The 21,838-nt window shown below is 57.2% G+C and carries 17 protein-coding genes; 1 reads left to right on the forward strand and 16 read right to left on the reverse strand.

Features of this window, described 5'->3' with window-relative positions:
* The 15 genes from METUNV1_RS06570 to METUNV1_RS06640 form a co-directional block, all read right to left on the reverse strand.
* Nucleotides 1-551, reverse strand: a 551-nt coding sequence (locus METUNV1_RS06570) for a hypothetical protein (protein ID WP_139026304.1), incomplete at its 3' end; no start/stop codon positions are given.
* Nucleotides 548-1,657, reverse strand: coding sequence for a glycosyltransferase family 4 protein (locus METUNV1_RS06575; RefSeq protein WP_051165273.1), 1,110 nt, complete (start codon nucleotides 1,655-1,657; stop codon nucleotides 548-550). The genes METUNV1_RS06575 and METUNV1_RS06570, both read right to left, overlap by 4 nt.
* Before the next feature lie 21 nt (nucleotides 1,658-1,678).
* Complete coding sequence (locus tag METUNV1_RS06580; protein WP_008060087.1) at nucleotides 1,679-2,815, reverse strand: glycosyltransferase family 4 protein; 1,137 nt, start codon at nucleotides 2,813-2,815, stop codon at nucleotides 1,679-1,681.
* 18 nt (nucleotides 2,816-2,833) lie between these two features.
* The gene (locus METUNV1_RS06585) at nucleotides 2,834-4,021 is read right to left on the reverse strand and encodes a cellulase family glycosylhydrolase (protein ID WP_158005292.1); all 1,188 of its coding nucleotides are present in this window, start codon (nucleotides 4,019-4,021) and stop codon (nucleotides 2,834-2,836) included.
* 179 nt (nucleotides 4,022-4,200) lie between these two features.
* Nucleotides 4,201-5,097 (reverse strand): glycosyltransferase family 2 protein, encoded by an 897-nt coding sequence (locus METUNV1_RS06590; protein WP_081471328.1) that lies wholly within the window; start codon nucleotides 5,095-5,097, stop codon nucleotides 4,201-4,203.
* The gene (locus tag METUNV1_RS06595; protein ID WP_081471329.1) at nucleotides 5,090-6,454 is read right to left on the reverse strand and encodes an O-antigen ligase family protein; all 1,365 of its coding nucleotides are present in this window, start codon (nucleotides 6,452-6,454) and stop codon (nucleotides 5,090-5,092) included. The genes METUNV1_RS06590 and METUNV1_RS06595 overlap by 8 nt, the downstream gene beginning before the upstream one ends.
* Nucleotides 6,455-6,471: 17 nt before the next feature.
* Nucleotides 6,472-7,065, reverse strand: a complete 594-nt coding sequence (locus METUNV1_RS06600; protein WP_081471330.1) for an acyltransferase — start codon at nucleotides 7,063-7,065, stop codon at nucleotides 6,472-6,474.
* A complete protein-coding gene (locus tag METUNV1_RS06605) occupies nucleotides 7,043-8,263 on the reverse strand; it encodes a glycosyltransferase family 4 protein (RefSeq protein ID WP_081471331.1) in 1,221 nt (406 codons plus the stop codon). Before METUNV1_RS06605 ends, METUNV1_RS06600 begins: the two co-directional genes overlap by 23 nt.
* The gene (locus METUNV1_RS06610; protein ID WP_232416343.1) at nucleotides 8,264-9,715 is read right to left on the reverse strand and encodes a lipopolysaccharide biosynthesis protein; all 1,452 of its coding nucleotides are present in this window, start codon (nucleotides 9,713-9,715) and stop codon (nucleotides 8,264-8,266) included. It abuts the gene before it with no gap.
* A 50-nt stretch (nucleotides 9,716-9,765) separates the two neighbouring features.
* Nucleotides 9,766-10,746: a GDP-L-fucose synthase family protein gene (locus METUNV1_RS06615; protein WP_008060089.1), complete on the reverse strand. Its 981-nt coding sequence runs from the start codon at nucleotides 10,744-10,746 to the stop codon at nucleotides 9,766-9,768.
* A gap of 16 nt (nucleotides 10,747-10,762) precedes the next feature.
* The gene (gmd, locus tag METUNV1_RS06620) at nucleotides 10,763-11,878 is read right to left on the reverse strand and encodes a GDP-mannose 4,6-dehydratase (protein WP_008060091.1); all 1,116 of its coding nucleotides are present in this window, start codon (nucleotides 11,876-11,878) and stop codon (nucleotides 10,763-10,765) included.
* Between the two features lie 38 nt (nucleotides 11,879-11,916).
* Nucleotides 11,917-12,597 (reverse strand): exosortase-associated protein EpsI, B-type, encoded by a 681-nt coding sequence (epsI, locus tag METUNV1_RS06625; protein WP_081471333.1) that lies wholly within the window; start codon nucleotides 12,595-12,597, stop codon nucleotides 11,917-11,919.
* Between the two features lie 1,492 nt (nucleotides 12,598-14,089).
* Nucleotides 14,090-16,894 (reverse strand): formate dehydrogenase subunit alpha, encoded by a 2,805-nt coding sequence (fdhF, locus tag METUNV1_RS06630; RefSeq protein WP_008060093.1) that lies wholly within the window; start codon nucleotides 16,892-16,894, stop codon nucleotides 14,090-14,092.
* 16 nt (nucleotides 16,895-16,910) lie between these two features.
* Entirely contained in the window at nucleotides 16,911-18,599 is a 1,689-nt protein-coding gene (locus tag METUNV1_RS06635) for an NAD(P)H-dependent oxidoreductase subunit E (RefSeq protein WP_008060095.1), read from the reverse strand.
* 245 nt (nucleotides 18,600-18,844) lie between these two features.
* Complete coding sequence (locus METUNV1_RS06640; protein WP_232416240.1) at nucleotides 18,845-19,987, reverse strand: MBL fold metallo-hydrolase; 1,143 nt, start codon at nucleotides 19,985-19,987, stop codon at nucleotides 18,845-18,847.
* Between METUNV1_RS06640 and METUNV1_RS06645 the strand changes: the two genes are divergently transcribed.
* The gene (locus tag METUNV1_RS06645; protein ID WP_008060098.1) at nucleotides 19,976-20,332 is read left to right on the forward strand and encodes a hypothetical protein; all 357 of its coding nucleotides are present in this window, start codon (nucleotides 19,976-19,978) and stop codon (nucleotides 20,330-20,332) included. The genes METUNV1_RS06640 and METUNV1_RS06645 overlap by 12 nt on opposite strands.
* Before the next feature lie 52 nt (nucleotides 20,333-20,384).
* Here the strand turns inward: METUNV1_RS06645 and METUNV1_RS06650 are convergent, their stop codons facing one another.
* On the reverse strand, nucleotides 20,385-21,209 hold the full coding sequence (locus tag METUNV1_RS06650; RefSeq protein ID WP_008060103.1) for a quinoprotein dehydrogenase-associated SoxYZ-like carrier: 825 nt from the start codon (nucleotides 21,207-21,209) through the stop codon (nucleotides 20,385-20,387).
* Nucleotides 21,210-21,838: the final 629 nt, after the last annotated feature.

Genomic DNA, 21,838 nt, shown 5'->3' on the forward strand with positions numbered 1-21,838 from the left:
GCGCTCACTACGTATGGCTCGGTCCCCACTCCGCCCGGGTCCAGCTTGACCCAGCCCGACCCGTCCGTGACAGCGGTCATCACTACTTGGTGATTGCCATCCGGTTGCCAGCGTTTCAGTGTGATTGACTGCCCTGCAGAACCAAGACCCGTACGGCCATCTATGACCTGGACTTGCAATCGCCCAACAGTGAATCCGAACCAGCCGGTTCGGGTGATCGGCGCGCTGCTCACCCACATCCCGAACGGCTTGGCTCGGGCGAAATAGGTCCGTCCCGCGCCCAGACCTTCCAGGTCGAAGCTCACTCGACCGCCTGCATCCGAGACGTGCTTCGCCTTCCATGCCTCGCTTCCGTCGGCCATCCGCTCATAGGCATGGATCTCAACGTTGGCAATCCCCGCCCCCGTCACGTCGTCCAGCAACTGAATATCCAAAAGCGCCGCGTTGGCCAGACCTGCCCAAAAAGCCAAAACAGCAATAAGGACAAACAGAGAAAAGCGAGTTTTCAAACGACCACCATACCCGATGGGGATTTCACTCGGAGATCTCACCCCACTCCAATGAAAACCTCATCAGTCCTTTCCGCAACGACATCCCAATCGAAACGCTCAGACACCCAATTTTGTCTTGCTTTTTTACTTTCAGCTGTCAATGAGCTCGAAGACAGACGATGCAGCCCTTGTTCTAGCGAATCCAGATCGCATACCTTGAAATAGCTCCCCTGATCAAGGCCAACCGCCAAGTTTGCTGGGATATCACTTGCCAGAACAGGCAAGCCAAAAGATAAGGCTTCCAACAACGCTATCGGCAACCCCTCATGAGTCGACGGCAACACAAAGCCAGCTGCGTGACCATAGGCATCCGCAAGAGCTTTCCCACTTAAAACACCTGTACAAACAACTCCGGGGGTTTGAGCAGCGAGAGACAGAACCTCCCTCTCGTAATCATCTGGATGATCAGACCCACCAACAATCAAAAGCTTATACCCGGGCAACGCTGCCTTCTTAAACGCATTAATCAAATCAGCATGCCGCTTCTCCGGAACCATGCGGCTAACCAAAACAAAATACCGCTGATATTCAACTGAAAATCTATCAAGAAAAGCAGGATCCACGGACTGACCAGGAGACACCTCAACACCGTTTGGGATGAGAAACCCGGCCACCGAAAATTTGTCGAAAACGGATTTCTTAATTACATCAGAAATAACAATCAAAGCATTTGAAAAACGAACACCAGCCCATTCACCTAGGCGGAGAATTGTTTTTGCAGCCCAACCCCATTTTTGTCTATCATAGTCTGGACCATGATGAGTCACAACAACCTTCAAACCAAAGAACCTAGCAAACGGAGTAAATAGCGATGGGCCGATCGCGTGAATGTGAAGCACATCAGGGCGAACAAAAAAAACCACATAGATCAAACCAAGAAAGGTATGAACAACAGCTTCAAGGCCTTTCGAAGAAGGGGACCAAACCCTGTGCATCGCAATTCCGCACCAAGACCTAGGCATGTTCTCACCAACGTATCTAGATCGACAAACCACGTGAACCTCATGCCCTTTCCGTACGAGCCTTGGATAAAGGCTTTGAGCGTGCTTCTCAACCCCCCCTTGAATATCAGGAAACCCTCTGAGCCCAAGAACAGCGATTTTCACAAAAAAACCCCGCCAATCATTTCATTGCTTAGCAATACATCGCTCAATACCGTCAGCAAAATTTCTGGCCATTGCATCGACGGTATAGTCATCTCCACGCAATCTTGCATTCGTGGCCAAACGCAGATAAAAATCACGGTCCAGAATCATTGAGGCGATCGCATCAGCATATGCCTCTGGATCATTCTCGGTAAGCAAGCCATTTTCATCATGAACAAGGTACGCAACTTCCGGCCCGTGCTTGGCATCGCGGGTCGATATCATGGGCAAAGAAGCCGCAAAGGCATCCAGTACATGTAATCCCACAGCCCCAGGATTCATGACAAAGCTGGCAACCTTAAAATAAGCAGCCTTTTCCGCCCCCCGCTTGACTCCAACCCATTGCATCCAAGGACGCGACATTGCAGCTTCCTTAATGAATGGCGCACTTTGTCCATCACCAATGACTATCAACCTAAAATCCGGAAACCGATCATGAATAATATCAGAAGAATCAACAAGCAAACCCAGTCGCTTATCCGGATAAAGAGAACCACAAAACAAACCAACAGGCGCTCCAGGACGAATATCGCAATCAGAAGCTATTTGACCCACCATCGCCTCTGACGCACCTTCAACATCACGCCGTAAGCCTGCGGTGTCAATCGCATTGTTCAGGCAGGTAATCCGATCCTTTGGGAAGCCAGCCTCGGAGATATGCTCGACAGTCATCTGAGTATAAGCAAACCACCAGTCAACTTGATTTATAAAAAAGCGCTTCCACCTCTCTCTAACGCCACCAACAGCATTAGATTGAAAATCCCTGCCGTGCCCCCAGTACGCAACTTTCGGGCCGCCGACGCATCTTTTCAACATCCAATAGTAGTTTGACAGAAGGCGATTCTCCTGCATAAACACCACCAATTCTGAATCCTTCAAATCTTCGGGCATGGGCTGCCAGCAAAGATCTTTTTTTTCCTTTACAGGAAAGTACCTATTCTCAACCCTTCTCCCCCATTGAAGGTCACCCACATCATTCTTTAGCTTTTCTTTTCCAAACGCTTGGCCATAAACGACATTCAACTCGATACCCTTCTGACTACAAAGGACTCGCAACCTTTCAAAAAGCTCTAATCTATAATGAAAAAGCCTGTACTGCAGTATGGTTACCTTACGCATCTAAAGAAACACTCCGAATCAATACTCGCCTGGAGCCCACGGCGTGGAGGAATCCCTAACAAGAACCGGCCGCTGCTTAACCGAGACAAACCTCAAAGGCTCGGCTGTAGATGAAGTTGAAACAATCTCTTCAACATAGCAAGCGTTTTCGAAAGGACATGCATACTTTCCATCACCATTTTCGCTCCACGAAATCTCAGCTCTTCGAGCGCCTTTTCCAGATCTAAACTGGCATCTCCATATAGCATCTCCCGTGCGTGAGCATCCCTCAAAGTAGCTCCCCACAGTCCAACGAGCGAGTTTTCCAAATGCAAAACCAGGAAGCGTCTGGGAACGCGGCCTTTCAGATGAAAGAAACCCCATGCTGTAGCTATCCCATGCAAACCAGTAATAACGCTGCAGCCCAGAATGCAATCCAAGCAATAGCAGTCTAGACAGGGAGTCAACCGCCTCATCTTCCGACAAGACCTTGGAAAGGACCCCCTTCCCTCCAGCCTCTAAGGCTTTTACCGGCTTGCCTCGAGTCTGAATGACGAGTCCCGACTCAGTATTCCAGAGCGGAAGGCCTTCAGCCCCATACTTGCGCATGGTCTCTTTAACCCTAGCTGCCAACCGGGGCAACTCCTCTGGAGCTGTTGTATCTACAAAATAAAAGTGGAAGCCGATAACATCAACATGTTGAGCGACGCCTGCTTTCAACAATGCCTCCAAGCGTCTAACCCCGTGATGATGCCCCACAATTGATGAGCTAACCACCAGTGCATCAGAATCAATGCCACGAATAACAGAAGCTGCTTCTTTGGTAAGCAACGCCATGTCTGCCGCAGAGCCGTAAAAATACCCAGCCTTTCTTATGGAAGAAGGGGCAGGATCAGTATCGGAAAACGCAGGCTCATTCCATATTTCATACGCTTGAATTCGCCCTTTATAACGCCGAGAAACCTCTTTAATGTAATTTCGCCAGTCGGCAATATCTCTTGGCATTGCCGCGTTTCCAAATCCAGAGGCAGTCTGCTCATCTGGCCGAGAGGAAGCCCAACGAGGCGTCTGCCCCAACGTGAGCATCACCTTCATCCCTCGTGCTTCAGCTTGATTTACATAGCGATCTAGATAGTCGAACCGCCAAGTACCTTTTTCCGGTTCAAGATCTCGCCATTCTGTTCCGTAGGCATCCCAGAGACGCCAAGAACCGACAACTTCAGGCAATCTAGTTGACGTCTCTCCGGACCATCGCATATCGGCGGCGGTATAGAAGAAATGTCCTCCGAAGTACTCTCGCTCTACCAATCGTCCTAGTGAATTAGATATCTTTTCCGAAGAAGTAGAGTCAGCGGCTGGAAGTAAGACTCCAACCGCTAAAGCGAAAATAAAGTAAAAGCTCGCTCTCATCCACGTTGACGAGAAAACGCCGAAAAAAGAGCAGACAAAACGAGGCGTACATACGGCCAGCCCCAATAGACGGGCCAAAAAACTCCTACATGCCTGCGAGTAAAATAGTACCAAGAGCGTGGTGGCAAACCCTTTGCGGAAACGATATGCTTCCATCTCTGGCGAAAGCCAATTGATTTATCCAAGTATGTCTTGGCCGTTGAATTTCGACCGCAACTACCTACAAACCCAGGCATAACCCACAGTTCATAACCGGCCTCAATCACTCTAAGGCCGTAGTCCATATCCCCCATCGCATGCTCAAAACGCTCATCAAAATTGCCTACGGAGTTAACGATCTCTGCGGGCAACAGAACACAATTTCCATTCATTGAGACTGCACGCAATGGAGCATCACCCGGCTCCATTAATTTCAACTTCGTCCGCTGCCACCAACGAGCTCGATACAACCCACCATACGTAGTCCGGTTACTGACGGGATCGCGAAGACTGCCAACAAGAGCCACAGGCTTTCCCGTTTTTTCGAGCAAGCTATCGTAAGAATTAAAAACTCTTACTAACGCATCAGAATCCAGATCTGTATCATCATTCAGCCAAAGCAAGAAATCCACATCAGGCCCAAAGGCATAAGTTTGCGCCAAATGCATAGAACGGCACCAAAAGAGCGAACCGTCGGCCTCCACAATCTGTACTTGCGGAAAACTCAATCGGACTGCTTCAGCGGTTCCATCAGTGCTGCCATCGTCCACCAGAACAATACGGCACGCACTGATCCGACTCCCCAAATGACCGACCTGGTCAATAACAGCCTGCAAACATGCAAGCGTTTTAAGCTTCCTATTATGGCAAGCCAAAATGACAGACAACCGAAATCCGGAAGCCACCTCAAGCATTTGAAAGTTCCTTATCTCGCATCATTGCCACACGAATTGCGGCAGGAATCTCCTTTTCCTTTCCGCGATAGAGTGCTATTGCGAGGCCTAAGAAAAGGCCTTGAACAAAATGGGCGCCATACGGATAGAAGAAAATGAGGCTCGACACCAGTACGGCAGCCCAAGGGGTAGGCGAAATCGGACTGTCGCCGACGTCTTCGAATCGACGCTTCCACATATCCAGCGCGGTTGCCACATAAGCCAGGAGGAGACCGAAAGTTCCGATCAAACCAACCCGCAACAACATCTGTATATAAAGATTGTGAGGACTGTAGTCCGTCACATGCCCCAAATCTTCCAAATAGCGTTCATATCCCGAACCAAATGGCTTCCCGATGAGATGCACCTTTGGCCCGCCTGTTAGCCATTGCATGAAAAGCTCCCGGGTACTTTGCAGACGCCAAGTGAATGTACTATTCCGAGTCTGGAATGCCTCCTGTACTGACTCACCGAGAGCATCAACAACAGGGTCCAAAAACCCTGCCGCCAAAAGGGGAACAAGAAGAAACACACCACAAGCCGTCCCTACAAGCGCGTATGACCTAAAACGTTCTCTTAATTGTGGAGCCCCAATATAAATAACCAAGAGGCCGACTAATGTCGCAACCCATACACTTCTATGTTGAAGTAGCAAAACAGCCAATCCAAATGGAACCACCATCCAGGGCCATTTTTTTGCTTGCTCTTTTCCACGCATTGCAAACATGTAGGCAAAAAACAACACCATCTCTGCCAAGTAATACGTCTGACCGGCGGTAAGCACACGCAGAGGCTTTCCTGCACCAATCTGATCAAACCGCACAGACCCGATACCCAACGCATCGGACAACCAACGATAGACAACTATAAGAAGCACCAAAACGCCGACCCACGCATACATCTTTAAAATTCGCGTAGCCTCATCGAAACCAACTTTAAAAGTTGATATAAAAAATGCAGTTGACCAAAAATAAAACGTCGGACGTAAGTCGACGCCAGCCTTTGTTTTAAACTGGGCATATCCAATTACAAGGGAGACAAAAAGCATAAAACCAAACAGTATCCAACCGGTTTGAGGAAGACACTTATTTGTCCCAAAAACCACCCTTCCCGCCCCAATTACAGCCAATCCCAAGAACAGCAAATCCTGTGGATAAATATTCAATCCAAGACTAAATGCTGGAAGTTGCACGAACCAGGTCTCAACCAAAAAAAGGCCGAGAACAAAGAATATACCTAGTCGCAACGACACAGACAGACGGATAGCTGCGAAGGACAATACAAAAGCAGATCCAACTGCAAACAACACCGCAAGCGCCAAAAAGATTGCCGTAATCATTTTATATATATCCGCAATCAGATATCTCGAAGCACCCTTGCAGGAACCCCTCCACAAATCACCATGGGAGGAATGATTCCACTGACGACTGAACCAGCAGCAATCACACTCCCTCGGCCGATATGCGAGCCTTTCAGCACCATAACCCCCGCTCCAATAAAAACATCATCCTCAATCACAACAGGGGCACTAACAGCATCGCTGATCGGTTTATATCGACGACCTTCTGGCGATATCGCGTGAAAATCCGTATCAAATATCTTCACATCTGACCCAATAAGACAGCGCTTGCCGATCAAAATGCTTTTGGCTGAACAGATAACCGTACCGCTAAGCCCGGTATCGTCACCAATCGACACCTTTGCATTAGGAAGCACCGTTCTAATTATTATCTTCCTTGACACACCAAGCGCCGTATAAGTGGACGATGAACACATCACCACGCGATCCCCTAATTCAACCGCACCATTCTTTGACAGACTTATCAGAGGAAATCCATACACAAGACAGTCTCGACCAGATTCCACCTTTGATACTAGGAAAAAAAACTTCGAAACCAAAGTCCACCATCGTCTCCCGACGGCCTCTTTAATTCGAATATAAAAATCCATCACCCACCTTTTTTAAGGCAAATTGATACAAGGCCAAATATTCATCTACAACAACAGACCTCAAAAACTTTGACCGAACTCGATCAAAACCGAAGGCGGAGAAGGTCTCGTATGACTCTCCGAATGCAACTTCCAAGCCGTTAGCAACAGACACTGGACTTTCAACATCAACCAATGCTCCTGCCACTCCTCCCGCTCCCTTTCCCATCACCCAAGGCACTGCGCCACTATTCTCACCCGCAACAACGGGAAGTCCTAGCGCCATCGCCTCTGCGATAACAACACCAAAAGACTCCTCTCGTGACGTGTGTAGAAGCACATCCATCATATCTAGGGAAGAGATTAGTTCTTCGTTCTTTTTTGGGCCATGAAAGAAACATCCTTTTTCAAGGCCATTTCTTTTTGACCAAAGATGGCCAAACCCATCCTGCTCGAACCCTACCCCGTAAAGATGCAATTCCGCAATGGGAAAAGATAACCGAAACAATTTAAACGCTCTAAGTGCCACCTGAGGATTCTTCAACCCCCCCCAACCATTACAAACCATCACAACACGACGGGACTTCGGAGCCGGCCTTATCCGTCCTAATGAAATAGGCAATTGCCCCACAGGATTAGGAACAACCTTCGAGCACGATTGCTCCTTCAACCCTAACTTCTCAAAAAGATACGGTGACGGTGCTGTATAAATACAATTTGACCGCATCGTCTTAAGAGTCATTGCCCACCTAAAAAGCCTGTAAAGGCTTTTTGTATGAAAAAATACATCACGAGGAGAGTCATGAAGTGAAATAACAGATGGGACTCTTGACGAAATCGCAGAAAGAGCAAACTCATACCCCCAATGCGCATGCAGCACATCAGGAGAATAACGTTTTATCTCCTCAAGAAGACAAGATCTTTCAAAAGCAAATAAATCGAGAGCTCTCCCAACCCTCCATCCATCAAACCCCCAAGCTCTTTTTCTAGCAGGACAAAAAACGATCCTCAGCCCACTTTCCTCAAAAACCTCTGCACCATGACTTAAACTCGAATCCGAAGTGAAAACCGTAACAGAAATACCTCTAGACGCAAGCTCCAATGCAATCGATGCAACAAAAGGCGCCCCTCGATAACCCACAGGAATACTTCTTTCGCCCCCGTCATTAACCCATGGAATGTCTTCACTAGAAAACGGAGCTATCAATCCAACGTGCACTTAAAGCCTTCCAATAAATCTATTCACCCCTGAAGCCTTTCCATTAAAAGACATCCGAATCAAATCTCTAATGAATTCCGAGATAAAAAAACGCGGAAACAGCAGAAGCAATGCAACGGCGGATACTGCACAGATAAAAATATCTAGAAAAAATCTCTGTAAAACCTGTCGATCAGCAATCGACTGATCAAAAACAAAGCCCAAAATTGAAACCATAACCGACAAGAAAACTGCGCCAAAAATCGCCTTAAAAAGATCAGAAAACCCAATGGTGATTGACCTTGCCAACACCCAAGACATAAAGACAAAACGAAGCGCATAAACAAAAAAAACGACCCAACCAACCATTAGTAGCGAGATCCCAGAAGCCCAAGCCAGAGAGAAAGCAAACAAAACTGCGGTTAACGCCTGAACCTTTAACTCAAGCCCAGCAGCCCCTTTTCCCCAGAGTACAGGCCCAGCTACAGCCATCAGAGCATGGAGAGGCATTGCCAAGGAAAGAGGAATCAAGACAGATGCAGCCCCTGACCACTTATCACCAAATACAGCTAACGTCACGGATTCGCTTAAGGCGGCAACGGTAACGAAGATGGGGAAAGCAACTAAAGCCACCCCTGAAACAGCGGTCAAATACGCGCGAACCAAACGAGTGTTATCATCTTGACTGCGAGCACTTGCGGGAAAGAGAACCGCCTGAAGGCTTGTAACGAGATGATTGGTCGGATTTCTCACAAAGTTATAAGAAACCGAATACAGCCCCAATGACGCAGAACCAAAGAAACGCCCGACAATTACATTGTCGACATTCTCGATGAACCAGTTCACAAGGTTTGTCAACAGAACACGAACTCCGAATGGATGCATCCAAAGCCCTTCTTTCAACTTGAAAAATCTAGGGAAACAAGGGCGCCGGTAATTGGCCAGCACCGCTGTTACAGTAGCTTGTGTTAGCCATGCTGCGACAAGGCTCCATACACCGGCACCTATCCAAGCAGCCAGCACTCCGACACACAGAAACCCTATCAAGTAGCTAAGCACCTGGATAATCTGTATTGATTTAAAATCAAGATCTCGGCGTAATAGCGCCATTGGCGCTATTGAAAGAGCATGAAGAAAGAAGGCGGGCCAGACCCATCCGATAACTTCAGAAAGAGCTTGTTCGGAAAAGAAAATGGCAAGTGGATCTCTTAGCAAAATGACCGTTGCCGAAACGACTAATGCATTGATGAGAACAGCTCCACACGCCGCAGAACGGTGGCCTTCAGGCAAGCTCTTGCTCTGTATCAGTACAGCACCTACACCAGATTCAACAAATAGACTCCCAATGCCTAGTACGAGCAATACAGCAGCAAAAACCCCGAAGGTTTCTGGGCCAAGCATGCGAGCAAGTGCGATCTGTGCAATAAGCTGTGCAATTACTCGAACCAGAACGCCAAAGTAGCTCCACTTCACTGCAGTCAAACTACGCTGCGCGAGTTGTCCGGAAGCAGCGTCAACCATGGCTAACGGGAGAATCTATTAAAGTCAGCGTATGCAATGTTTAGCCCATCATTCAATTTTTTATGCGCTACCCATCCAATACTGTGCAGTCTCGATACGTCCAATAGCTTGCGCGGTGTCCCGTCCGGCTTCGTTGTGTCGAACACCAGTTCGCCCTCAAACCCCACCACCTTGCCCACCAGTTCGGCCAGTTCCTTGATGGTCACGTCCTCGCCCACGCCGACATTCACCAGCGGCGGCTCGAAGCGGCCGGTCTTGGACTCATCGCTGCCGAGCAGGCTTGTGTACTTGTCGTCGTCCAGATTCATAAGGAAGACGCAGGCGTCGGCCATGTCGTCGCTGTAGAGGAATTCGCGGCGCGGCGTGCCGGTGCCCCAGATGGTCACGGCGCTGTCTCCGCGCTGCTTGGCTTCGTGAAACTTGCGCAGCAGTGCCGGGATGACGTGACTGTTTTCCGGGTGGTAGTTGTCGCCCGGGCCGTACAGATTGGTCGGCATCACCGCCAGATATTTCGTGCCGTACTGGCGGTTGTAGCTCCAGCACATTTCGATACCGGCAATCTTGGCGAGCGCGTACGGTCGGTTAGTCGGCTCCAGCGGGCCGGTGAGCAGGCAGTCTTCACGCATCGGCTGCGGTGCCATCTTGGGGTAGATGCAGCTGGAGCCGAGGAACATGAGTCGCGTCACGCCGTGCTTCCACGCGCTGTGGATCACGTTGGTCTGGATCGCCAGGTTGTCGCGGATGAACTCGGCCGGGTAGCTGTTGTTGGCGACGATACCGCCCACCTTGGCTGCGGCCAGGAATACGTATTCCGGCCTGTGCTCGGCGAAGAAGGCATCGACCGCTGCGGCGTCGGTCAGGTCGAGTTCGGCGTGGGTGCGCTTCAGGATGTTCGCGTAGCCCTTGCCCTCAAGATTGCGGACGATGGCCGAGCCAACCAGACCGCGGTGGCCGGCGACGTAGATGCGGGCGTTCTTGTCCATGTCAGGCTCGCCCCGCTTACTCGTGGTAGTCGTAGGCCTGGAAGCCGGCCATCTTCACGAGTGCGTCGCGCTTGGCACTGGTGTAGTCGGATTCGACCATTTCCTTCACCAGCTCCGGCAGCGTGATCTTGGGCGTCCAGCCCAGCTTTTCGCGCGCCTTGGTCGGGTCGCCGAGCAGGGTTTCGACTTCGGTCGGGCGGTAGTAGCGCGGATCGACCTTCACGATCACGTCGCCCACCTTGACCTTGGCGCGGTCGCCGGTGACCGCAGCGACGATGCCCACTTCCTGGTCGCCCTCGCCTTCGAAACGCAGCGTGATGCCCAGCTCGGCCGCGGCGAATTCGACGAACTGGCGCACGCTGTACTGCACGCCGGTGGCAATGACGAAATCTTCGGCCTTGTCCTGCTGCAGCATCAGCCACTGCATTTCGATGTAGTCACGCGCATGGCCCCAGTCGCGCAGCGCACTCATGTTGCCGAGATAGAGGCAGTCCTGCAGGCCGAGCGCGATGCGGGCGATGGCGCGGGTGATCTTGCGGGTGACGAAGGTTTCGCCGCGGATCGGCGATTCGTGGTTGAACAGCACGCCGTTGCAGGCGTACATGCCGTAGGCCTCGCGGTAATTGACCGTGATCCAGTAGGCGTAGAGCTTGGCGCAGGCGTAGGGGCTGCGCGGGTAGAAGGGCGTGGTTTCCTTCTGCGGGATTTCCTGCACCAGACCGTACAGCTCGGAGGTCGAGGCCTGATAGAAGCGGGTCTTCTTTTCCAGACCCAGGATGCGGATCGCTTCCAGGATGCGCAGCGCGCCGATGCCGTCGGCGTTGGCGGTGTATTCCGGCTCTTCGAAGCTCACTGCCACGTGCGACTGGGCAGCGAGGTTGTAGATCTCGTCCGGCTGCACCTTCTGGATGATGCGCACCAGCGAGGTCGAGTCGGTCAGGTCACCGTAGTGCAGGATGAACTTGCGGTTATCGACGTGCGGGTCTTCGTACAGGTGGTCGATGCGGTCGGTATTGAAGAGCGAAGTGCGGCGCTTGATGCCGTGCACCTCGTAACCCTTCTTGAGCAGGAATTCAGCGAGGTAGGCGCCGTCCTGGCCGGTGACGCCGGTGATGAGTGCGATCTTGGACATATTTAACTCTGTTAAAGGAACAGGAAGCTATGCTGCTTTTACAGCCCAGCGATACGAACGCGTATGTCGGGTGGTAGAGATTCGAGCAGTTTATTTACAAAATCTTGTTGCATTGAATATGCTTGGCTAGAATTTCTATCGATTGAAGAAACACGAAAAAGCAAGCCATCTGGAATATCCCCCCTCAGGCCGTAGCGTATCTCCGCAATTTTTTTCTCTATCGAATCAACATAGACTTCTTCAGCAACAGTTGTCCAGTATGTCACCGGCTCATATCTCTGCTGCGATAAGTTCGTTTCCAATCGCTTGACCTTGATTGGACCCAATGAAGTATTCAATTCACCTTTCTTTCTACTACTTAGCTGAAATCCCTGTGCTGGGTAACAAACCTCTGGCTCATGCAATTGGGTTCCCTCTCGCTGGTTCTCGCCATATGCGATCGAGAGCATGATTCGATAACCCTGAGAGTTGTAATAGGTTCGCGACAGAATCTGGCTGTAGAGCTTATTCAGCAGTTCAGTCTGTTGAGGATTCACCACTCCTCCAACAGCACGATTATCCATAGTCCAGTCACCAAAGCGATCTGGAATGACAATTTCAAGATCTAACTTTGGCAAAGCTTCAGCGAGCTTTCGCGTGGGTGTCATTACCGTTGCAACTGCAGCGGCCGAAGCCATCAGGACAGCGGCGACGACTGCGGAAACGAGTGATTTCTTCATCGGCGTGGCAGGGAAAGCAGGCGTGAGGACAGACTGAGCGGTCCGCAATTGTGACGGATGGCCTTCATGGCGTCGCGACGACCATCTCACGAATTGTGACAGTCGGGAAAATAGCCCGGAGGCATGCTGCGGTGCAACTTGGCACCAGAGTACTACGTCACGGTTGCAGTGACGTGACTTGAAATACTTCATCACCGCGCCGGGGGCGCATCCTGCGCTGATTTGGCGGCCGTGAAAGTAGGCGTGTTCCGACGCGCCCGCGCTCGGACGCCACGGTGCTGCAAAGCCGCCGCATGACCACAGCGGACGTGACGGGCTGAGCGGATACACAGGCTCTTGACGACGGCCTGGCCCGGGTTTCGTGGGAGCGGCGCCTCGCCGCGATTGCGGCCTCGACGGGAGACAGCGCGTAATTGGAGGCCCTATCGCGGCGGGGGCGCCGCTCCCACGGGGCTTCGGTGACGGACTGAGCCGCGACCTCAGGGTCTTGATGTCGGGGTGAGCCAGCCCCACCGGGGCTCGGGTAGCGGATTGAGCCCCACCCACAGGCTCTTGACGACGGCCCGGCCCGGGTTTCGTGGGAGCGGCGCCTCGCCGCGATTGCGGCCTCAACGGGAGACAGCGCGTGATTGAAGGCCCTATCGCGGCGGGGGGCGCCGCTCCCACGGGGCTTCGGGGACGGACCGAGCCGATCCCTCAGGATCTTGATGTCGGGGTGAGCCAGCCCCACCGGGGCTCGGGTGGCGGATTGAGCGGCGCCCACAGGCTCTTGACGACGGCCTGGCCCGGGTTTCGTGGGAGCGGCGCCTCGCCGCGATTGCGGCCTCGACGGGAGACAGCGCGTGATCGAAGGCCCTATCGCGGCGGGGGCGCCGCTCCCACGGGGCTTCGGTGACGGACCGAGCCGCGAACGCCGGGGCGTGGTATCGGATTGAGCCAGTCCCACCGGAACTCGGGTGGCTGATTGAGCCGGGCCCACAGGCTCTTGACGACGGCCCGGCCCGGGTTTCGTGGGAGCGGCGCCTCGCCGCGATTGCGGCCTCGACGGGAGACAGCGCGTGATCGAAGGCCCTATCGCGGCGGGGGCGCCGCTCCCACGGGGCTTCGGGGACGGACCGAGCCGATCCCTCAGAATCTTGATGTCGGTGTGAGCCAGGTCCCACCGGAACTCGGGTGGCTGATTGAGCGGCGCCCACAGGCTCTTGACGACGGCATGGCCCGGGTTTCGTGGGAGCGGCGCCTCGCCGCGATTGCGGCCTCGACGGGGGACAGCGCGTAATTGGAGGCCCTATCGCGGCGGGGGCGCCGCTCCCACGGGGCTTCGGGGACGGATTGAGCCGATCCCACGGGCTCCGGGGACGGACCGAGCCGATCCCTCAGCGTATTGATGTCGGAGTGAGCCAAGTCGCAACGGGTCTCCGGATCGGGCCGAGTGGCGCCCACAAAGAAAAACCGGGGCACGAGGCCCCGGTTCTTTTGCTGCGACCGCCGCTTACGCGGTGACCGGCTTGGCCTGGCCGCCGCCGTAGGTGGACAGCTGGGTCGGCGTGCCGCCCTTCTTCAGGCGCACCGCGCAGTACTTGAACTCCGGAATCTTGCCGAAGGGGTCAAGCGCCGGGTTGGTGAGCATGTTCGCCGCCGCTTCGTAATAGGCGAAGGGGATGAACACCGCACCGACCGGCACGTTCGGGTCGACCCGGGCGTACAGCGCGATCTTGCCGCGGCGCGACTCGACCGTGATCACGTCACCGGCCTTCACCTTGAGCGCGGCCATGTCTGCCGGATTGATGGTGACCGTGGCGATCGGCTCGATGTTGTCGAGCACCGACGCGCGGCGGGTCATCGAGCCGGTGTGCCAGTGTTCAAGCTGGCGGCCGGTGATGAGCACCATCGGGAACTCGGTGTCCGGCTTCTCGTTCGCGGTGATGAGCTTGGCCGGTACCAGCTTGGCGCGGCCGTTCGGCGTCGGGAACTTGTCGATGAACACGACTTCGTCGCCCGGGTCGCCCTCGTTCTCGCACGGGTAGGTGACCGAGTGCTCGGCCTGCAGACGTTCCCAGGTGATGCCGGCGATCGAGTGCATCGCCTTGCGCATCTCGTTGAACACGTCCTTCGGGCCGCTGTAGTTCCAGTCCAGGCCGAGGCCGCGGGCCATTTCCTGGATGATCCACAGATCCTGGCGAGCATCGCCCGGCGGGTTGATCGCGGCGCGGCCCAGCTGCACCTGACGGTCGGTGTTGGTGAAGGTGCCGTCCTTCTCGGGGAAGGCGGACGCCGGCAGCACCACGTCGGCGAAATAGGCGGTTTCGGTCAGGAAGATGTCCTGCACCACCAGCCAGTCCAGCTTGGCCAGCGCGTCGCGGGCGTGGTCGACGTCCGGATCGGACATCGCCGGGTTCTCGCCCATGATGTAGCAGCCATGCAGCTTGCCGTCGTGGATGGCGTCCATGATCTCGACCACGGTCAGACCCGGGTTCGGGTCCAGCGTGGTGCCCCACAGTTCTTCGAACTTCTGGCGGATGGTCCGGTTGCCGACTGCCTGGTAGTCCGGGAACACCATCGGGATCAGGCCGGCGTCGGACGCGCCCTGCACGTTGTTCTGGCCGCGCAGCGGATGCAGGCCGGTGCCGCGGCGACCGATCTGGCCGGTCATCATGACCAGCGAAATCAGGCAGCGCGCGTTGTCGGTGCCATGCACGTGCTGCGACACGCCCATGCCCCACAGGATCATCGAGGCCTTCGACGTGGCGAACATGCGCGCGACCTCGCGCAGCGTCTGCGCGGGAATGCCGCAGATCTTCGCCATCTTCTCGGGCGAGAAGTCGGCCACGTTCTTCTTCAGCTCTTCGAAGCCGGAGGTGCGGTCATTGACGAACGCTTCGTCGACCAGGCCTTCTTCGATGATGGTGTGCATCATCGCGTTCAGCATGGCCACGTCGGTATCCGGCTTGAACTGCAGGAAGTGGGTGGCGTAGCGCTGCAGGTCGTTGCGGCGCGGGTCGCACACGATGAGCTTGGCACCGTTCTTGACCGCGTTCTTCATCCAGGTGGCGCCGACCGGGTGGTTCACCAGCGGGTTGGAGCCGATCAGGAAGATCACTTCCGAATGCAGCACGTCGCGCACCGGGTTGGACACGGCGCCGGAACCGACCGCTTCGAGCAGTGCGGCGACCGACGAGGCGTGGCACAGGCGGGTGCAGTGGTCGACGTTGTTGGTGCCGAAGCCGGTACGCACCAGCTTCTGGAACAGGTAGGCCTCTTCGTTCGAGCCCTTGGCCGAACCGAAACCGGCCAGCGCGTTCGGGCCCTTGCTGTCGCGGATTTCGCGCAGCTTGCCCGAGGCCAGCGCCAGCGCCTCTTCCCAGCTTGCTTCGCGGAAGGCGGCCAGCGGGTTGGACGGGTCGACCACGAAGTCCTTGTGCTTGGGCGCGTCGGCGCGACGGATCAGCGGCTTGGTCAGGCGCTGCGGGTGGCGGGCGTAGTCGAAGCCGAAGCGGCCCTTCACGCACAGGCGTTCCTCGTTCGCCGGGCCGTCACGGCCGGTCACCATCAGGATCTTGTCGTCCTTGACGTGATAGGTCAGCTGGCAGCCAATGCCGCAGTACGGGCAGACCGAATCCACCTTCTTGTCGGCCTTCACCATGCCGACGCCACCGGCCGGCATCAGCGCGCCGGTCGGGCAGGCCTGCACGCATTCGCCGCAGGCCACGCAGGTCGAGGCGCCCATCGGGTCGTCCTGGTCGAACACGATCTTCGACGACGAGCCGCGGAAGGCGTAGCCGATCACGTCGTTGCCCTGTTCTTCGCGGCAGGCGCGCACGCAGCGGTTGCACTGGATGCAGGCGTCAAGGTTCACGCTCATCGCCGGGTGCGATTCGTCGCACGCCGGCTGTTCGCGCGACTCGAAACGCGAGTCGGTCACGCCCAGCTTGCCGGCCCAGTAGGCCAGTTCCGAATCCGGCTTGTACGTCTTTTCCGGCATGTCGGACAGCAGCAGTTCGACCACCATCTTCTGCGCCTTCACCGCGCGCTCGGACTCGGCCTTCACCTTCATGCCGGGCGTCGGCGCACGGCAGCAGCTCGGGGCGAGCACGCGCTCGCCTTCGATCTCGACCACGCAGGCGCGGCAGTTGCCGTCCGGACGGTAGCCGTCCTTGTAGCAGAGGTGCGGGATGTCCACGCCCTGGCGGGCGGCGGCCTGGATGATGGTTTCGCCCACACGGGCCTTCATCGGCTGGCCGTCGAGCGTGAATTCGATGCTTTCCGCGGCGATCGCGGGATCAATCGGTGCGTTCATGTTCTGTCGCGCCCCTTCACTTGATTTCGTCAGGGAAATACTTGACCACGCAGCGCACCGGATTCGGTGCCGCCTGCCCGAGACCGCAGATCGACGCATCGACCATGGTCTGCGACAGTTCCTCGACCAGCGCGGTGTCCCACACCGGCTTGTCGATCAGCGTGTTCATCTTCGAGGTGCCGACACGGCAGGGCGTGCACTGGCCGCAGGACTCATGCTCGAAGAAGTGCATCATGCTGCGCGCCGCATCGGTCGCGCGGTCCTTGTCGGACAGGATGATGACCGCCGCCGAGCCGATGAAGCAGCCGTAGGGCTGCAGGGTGTCGAAGTCGAGCGGAATGTCGCCCATCGACGCCGGCAGGATGCCGCCCGAGGCGCCACCCGGCAGGTAGCCGTAGAAGCTATGGCCGTCCAGCATGCCGCCGCAGTACTCGTCGATCAGCTCCTTGACCGAAATGCCGGCCGGTGCCAGATGCACGCCCGGCTTCTTCACCCGGCCGGACACCGAGAACGAGCGCAGGCCCTTGCGGCCGTTGCGGCCCTGGCTCGCGAACCAGTCCGGGCCCTTCTCGACGATGTCGCGCACCCAGAACACGGTTTCCATGTTGTGTTCCAGCGTCGGGTAGTTGAACAGGCCGACCTGTGCGACGTAAGGCGGGCGCAGGCGCGGCATGCCGCGCTTGCCTTCGATCGATTCGATCATCGCCGACTCTTCGCCGCAGATGTAGGCACCGGCGCCACGGCGCAGGTGGATCGGCGGCAGCGCGCACGGCGGGTCCGCCTGCAGCTTCTTCAGTTCCTTCTGCAGCAGTTCGCGCACATGGGCGTACTCGTCACGCAGGTAAATGTAGACCTCGCCGATGCCCACGCAGTACGCGGCGATCAGCATGCCTTCGAGGAAGCGGTGCGGATCGCGTTCGAGGTACCAGCGGTCCTTGAAGGTGCCGGGTTCGCCTTCGTCGATGTTCACCGCCATCAGGCGCGGCGCCGGTTCGTTGCGCACGATGCGCCACTTGCGGCCGGCCGGGAAGCCGGCACCGCCCAGGCCGCGCAGGCCCGAATGTTCCATCGCGGTGATCACGGTTTCCGGGTCGCGACGGCCTTCGACCAGATCGCGGAACAGTTCGTAGCCACCGGCCTTGCGGTAGGCCTTGTAGCCGATGTACTTCGGCGCCGGGTGGATGGTTTCCTTCGCCTTCACCGCCGCCTTGACCGACGCTTCGGTGGCGCCGGCCAGCGCGTTCTGGCCCACCACTACCACCGGTGCCTGTTCGCAGCGGCCAACGCAGGGCGCGGGAATGACACGCACCTTGGTGCCGAGGATGCCCGGCAGCTTTTCCAGCAGATCGTCGGCACCCGCCATCGCACAGGACAGCGTTTCGCACACGCGCACCGTCAGTTCAGGCGGTGCGGCCTCGCCTTCACGCACCACGTCGAAGTGGTGATAGAAGGTGGCGACCTCGTATACCTCGGCCTGCGACATCTTCAGTTCCGCTGCCAGGGCCGCCAGATGACGGGCATGCACGGCGCCGATGTTGTCCTGCAGCAGGTGCAGGCACTCGATCAGCAGGTCGCGGCGGCGCGGCATCTTTCCGAGCAGCGCGCTCACCTCCTCGACCGCCTTCGGGTCCAGTGCCCGGCCCTTGGGCGTGGGCTTGACCATACGGCGCATCTGTTCCAGCGGTATGGAGAACGGTTCCGACATTACGGTGATCCTCTTCAGTCAGTTCGTTGTGCGTGGTCAGAAGACCTGACGGAAGGGCGCGTGGCCCGTGCACTTCCGTCAGGTCTCCCGATTCGCTCGTGTCCGCGATTTATGGGGTCTGTCGACATCAGCTTCGTCCATCCGGCACCCCTGCGCGGGGCATGGCGCACAACGCGCCGTCCGGTCTGCACGAACCCGATGCCGACAGCCCTCGGGGGCGCCTCTTTGTGCGTCCTCTTCAGTGCTCAGTGCTGTCCTTCTTTCAGTCCGGGCGCGGCCTCGCCGCGTTGTCCGAACGCTTCCTGCTCGCGGTGCAGGTAGGCGAAATGCACATTTCGCCTGTGCCACACCGCGTATCCATACCAGTCGCGGAACTCCGCGACTTCCACCGACTGCGTCGCCTCCTGCAGCGACACACCCTGTTCAAACAGCGCCCCGGTCTGCGCGATCAGCGACTCCAGGTAGCGCTTCGGTGCGGTCAGCACCTCGCTGCCGCCCGGCGCGCCATGCGCCGGCACCACCCGCTTCGCCCCGAGCGCCGCCAGTTCGGTCAGCGCGTCGCGCCAGCCTGTTTCCAGCGCGTTGTACAGGTCGGGCAGATAGCCGCTTGCGCCCAGCTCGCCCGCAAAAAGCGTACCGCTCTGTTCGTCGTACAGCGCCGACGCACCCGGCTGGAACGTATGCCCGAGATGGATCAGCGTCAGTCGCCGGGTCAGGCCGGGCACCAGGCCGACCAGCCGGGCTGTCCGCTCGACCACGAGGGTCGCCGGTGCCGGTTCTGTACTCGACATCATATTTTCCCCCAGCGCAGCGGTCAGACGCTCGACACAGCTGTGACAGCTGGCCCTGATGAAGCGGTCTGTTTCAGTCTGCGCCACTACCGGCACACCCCGTGCCACGAAAACGCCGTTGCCGAGCACGTGATCGCCGCCGCCGTACAGCACGACGGCCAGCACCACCGGCCGGCCGAAATGGCGCTCGACCGAGGTCAGCAGGTGCTGCGCGAAACGATGGCTGGTACCGGTGCCGACCAGCACCAGGCCACGCGCGTCCTCGATCACCCCGATATTGGTGATGAAACCGGCGTTGTCGGCATTGACCTCGAAGCCTGGCGCGCGCAGCACATGAACGCCGGGCGCCAGCGTCTGGACCTGAAGTTCGGGCAGATGCGGCGCGCTGTCCGCGGCGAACGCGGCCGCGCTGGCCACAAGACAGAAAATCGCGATGACGGCGCAGATCAGACGGGAAACAATCCCGCGAAACTCGGGGGCCGGAACCGGGGTCTTCACCCCTGTGATAGCCTTTTTTCTGCCCCTGAAGGCCACACCCCGGTCAGCTGCCGCCCGGGACATCGATAACAAATGAGGAGAACCGGCTTGAAATTCCATCGCTTCCAGATTGCTGCCGCCGCCGTTGCCACGCTGCTCGCACCGGGCATCGCGTCGGCGCATGACTATTCGACCCAGACCCGGGTCGAGTTCGTGCTCGAGTGCATGAAAACCCACGGCGGCGCGTATGAGTATCTCTACAAGTGCTCCTGCCTTATCGACGAAGTCGCGCAGAAGCTGAGCCACGACGACTTCATCGACATGTCCAGCATCGCCCGCTATTCGCAGATGAGTGGCGAACGGGCCGGCGTGTTCCGCGACTCCGAACAGATGAAGGACGCCCGCAAGAACTATCTGGCCATCATCAAGCAGGGCGAAAAGGCCTGCTTCATCAACAGCAAGTAAGCGTTCCGGGGCGGCGTCCGCCGCCCCTGCTCCGCTGACGCGCCGGGCGCGCTCAGCTGCCGCGCAGCGCAGGCCTGATCGCCACCGCGCTCTCGAACTTCAGATCCTTGGAGTCGACGATCACCGCCTTCAGTTCGCCTTCGCCCTTGGGCACGAACCAGAAGCGGAAATTGGGGTTTTCGCTGATCGAGAAATCGACGTCGGCGCTCATCACCGGCTCGCCGCCATAGCTCACCTCGACCCGGCGCACGAAATGCGGCGGCACGTACAGCCGGGTGACCTGGTCCATGGCCAGTCCTGAGCTGTTCGGGTGGCTGATCATGAGCTGGGCGGCGTTGGGCCGGCCGGCGGCCACCGCGTCCTCTTCCAGCTTGATCTTCATCTTGCCCAGCCGGGCCAGCGCCTCTTCCATGTCCTTTCCGGCTGGCGCGGAACAGCCGCCGGACGCCTTCACGTAGCGGCGGGCCATGTAGATCTTGCCGTCGCTGGTTTCGGCCAGCGCACGCACCCAGCTGTAAGCCTCGATGCGCACCCGGGTTTCGATGTCGGCCCGGCCCGCCATCGGCGCGAAGGTGAAGGTGCCGCCGATCGGTGACGGATTCTCGTCGATCACCAGATGCAGGCGGGTCACCCGTACGCCGCCCGGCAGTTCCTTCGTGCGCACCGCCAGCGGCACCACCGCCGCATCTTCGGCCCGCACCGGCGCCTCCAGTTCGACCACGGCGCCGGTGGTGTCGTCGATCACCGTCCGGTCGCCGACCAGCAGGTTCTTCACCTTGCCCCAGATCGCGGTATCCGACCCGTCGGCGGCCGCATGGGCGCCGGTGACACAGAGAAAACCGGCCGCAAGAACAGCCAGCACGCGCGAAATTTTCATTTTTACCTCCTCCAGTTGGACAGCTCCGTGGCGACCAGTCTGACGCCGGCCGCTCGTTTGTTCTGTAACCCAGGTCGCCAAGCACGCGACCGCCAGTGAATCAGGGTTGGGCGCGACGCTCCCAACCCTGATTCACTCACCCGTGGGAGCGGCGCCCCCGCCGCGATGCAGCCTCAACCACCCGCCACGCTCATTCCAACGCCCCATCGCGACGAGGCGTCGCTCCCACAAAACCCCACCGCGCGTCGCTCGCACTCGGGACCCTCGCGTCACTCACCCGTGGGAGCGGCGCCCCCGCCGCGATGCGGCCTCAATCAATCGCCACGCTCATTCCACCGCCCCGTCGCGACGAGGCGTCGCTCCCACAAAACCCCGTCGCGCATCACTCGCACTCGGGACCCGCGCTCCAGCCGCGCATCGATCACCCGTGGGAGCGGCGCCCCCGCCGCGATGCGGCCTCAACCACCCGCCACGCTCATTCCACCGCCGCATCGCGACGAGGCGTCGCTCCCACAAAACCCCACCGCGCGTCACTCGCACTCGGGATCCGCGCTCCACCACGCGTCGCTCGACTGTGGGAGCGGCGCCCTCGCCGCGATGCGGCCTTCAATCAGGCTCTATCTCCGTTC

Source organism: Methyloversatilis universalis FAM5, from assembly GCF_000214035.2.
Taxonomy (GTDB): domain Bacteria; phylum Pseudomonadota; class Gammaproteobacteria; order Burkholderiales; family Rhodocyclaceae; genus Methyloversatilis; species Methyloversatilis universalis.

What these genes read in the sequence shown, in the direction of transcription:
- METUNV1_RS06580 (WP_008060087.1), bottom strand. Translation starts at nt 2,815, where the DNA reads ATGCGTAAGGTAACCATACTGCAGTACAGGCTTTTTCATTATAGATTA.
- METUNV1_RS06590 (WP_081471328.1), bottom strand. Translation starts at nt 5,097, where the DNA reads ATGCTTGAGGTGGCTTCCGGATTTCGGTTGTCTGTCATTTTGGCTTGC.
- METUNV1_RS06595 (WP_081471329.1), bottom strand. Translation starts at nt 6,454, where the DNA reads ATGATTACGGCAATCTTTTTGGCGCTTGCGGTGTTGTTTGCAGTTGGA.
- METUNV1_RS06600 (WP_081471330.1), bottom strand. Translation starts at nt 7,065, where the DNA reads ATGGATTTTTATATTCGAATTAAAGAGGCCGTCGGGAGACGATGGTGG.
- METUNV1_RS06615 (WP_008060089.1), bottom strand. Translation starts at nt 10,746, where the DNA reads ATGGACAAGAACGCCCGCATCTACGTCGCCGGCCACCGCGGTCTGGTT.
- gmd (WP_008060091.1), bottom strand. Translation starts at nt 11,878, where the DNA reads ATGTCCAAGATCGCACTCATCACCGGCGTCACCGGCCAGGACGGCGCC.
- epsI (WP_081471333.1), bottom strand. Translation starts at nt 12,597, where the DNA reads ATGAAGAAATCACTCGTTTCCGCAGTCGTCGCCGCTGTCCTGATGGCT.
- fdhF (WP_008060093.1), bottom strand. Translation starts at nt 16,894, where the DNA reads ATGAACGCACCGATTGATCCCGCGATCGCCGCGGAAAGCATCGAATTC.
- METUNV1_RS06635 (WP_008060095.1), bottom strand. Translation starts at nt 18,599, where the DNA reads ATGTCGGAACCGTTCTCCATACCGCTGGAACAGATGCGCCGTATGGTC.
- METUNV1_RS06640 (WP_232416240.1), bottom strand. Translation starts at nt 19,987, where the DNA reads ATGGAATTTCAAGCCGGTTCTCCTCATTTGTTATCGATGTCCCGGGCG.
- METUNV1_RS06650 (WP_008060103.1), bottom strand. Translation starts at nt 21,209, where the DNA reads ATGAAAATTTCGCGCGTGCTGGCTGTTCTTGCGGCCGGTTTTCTCTGT.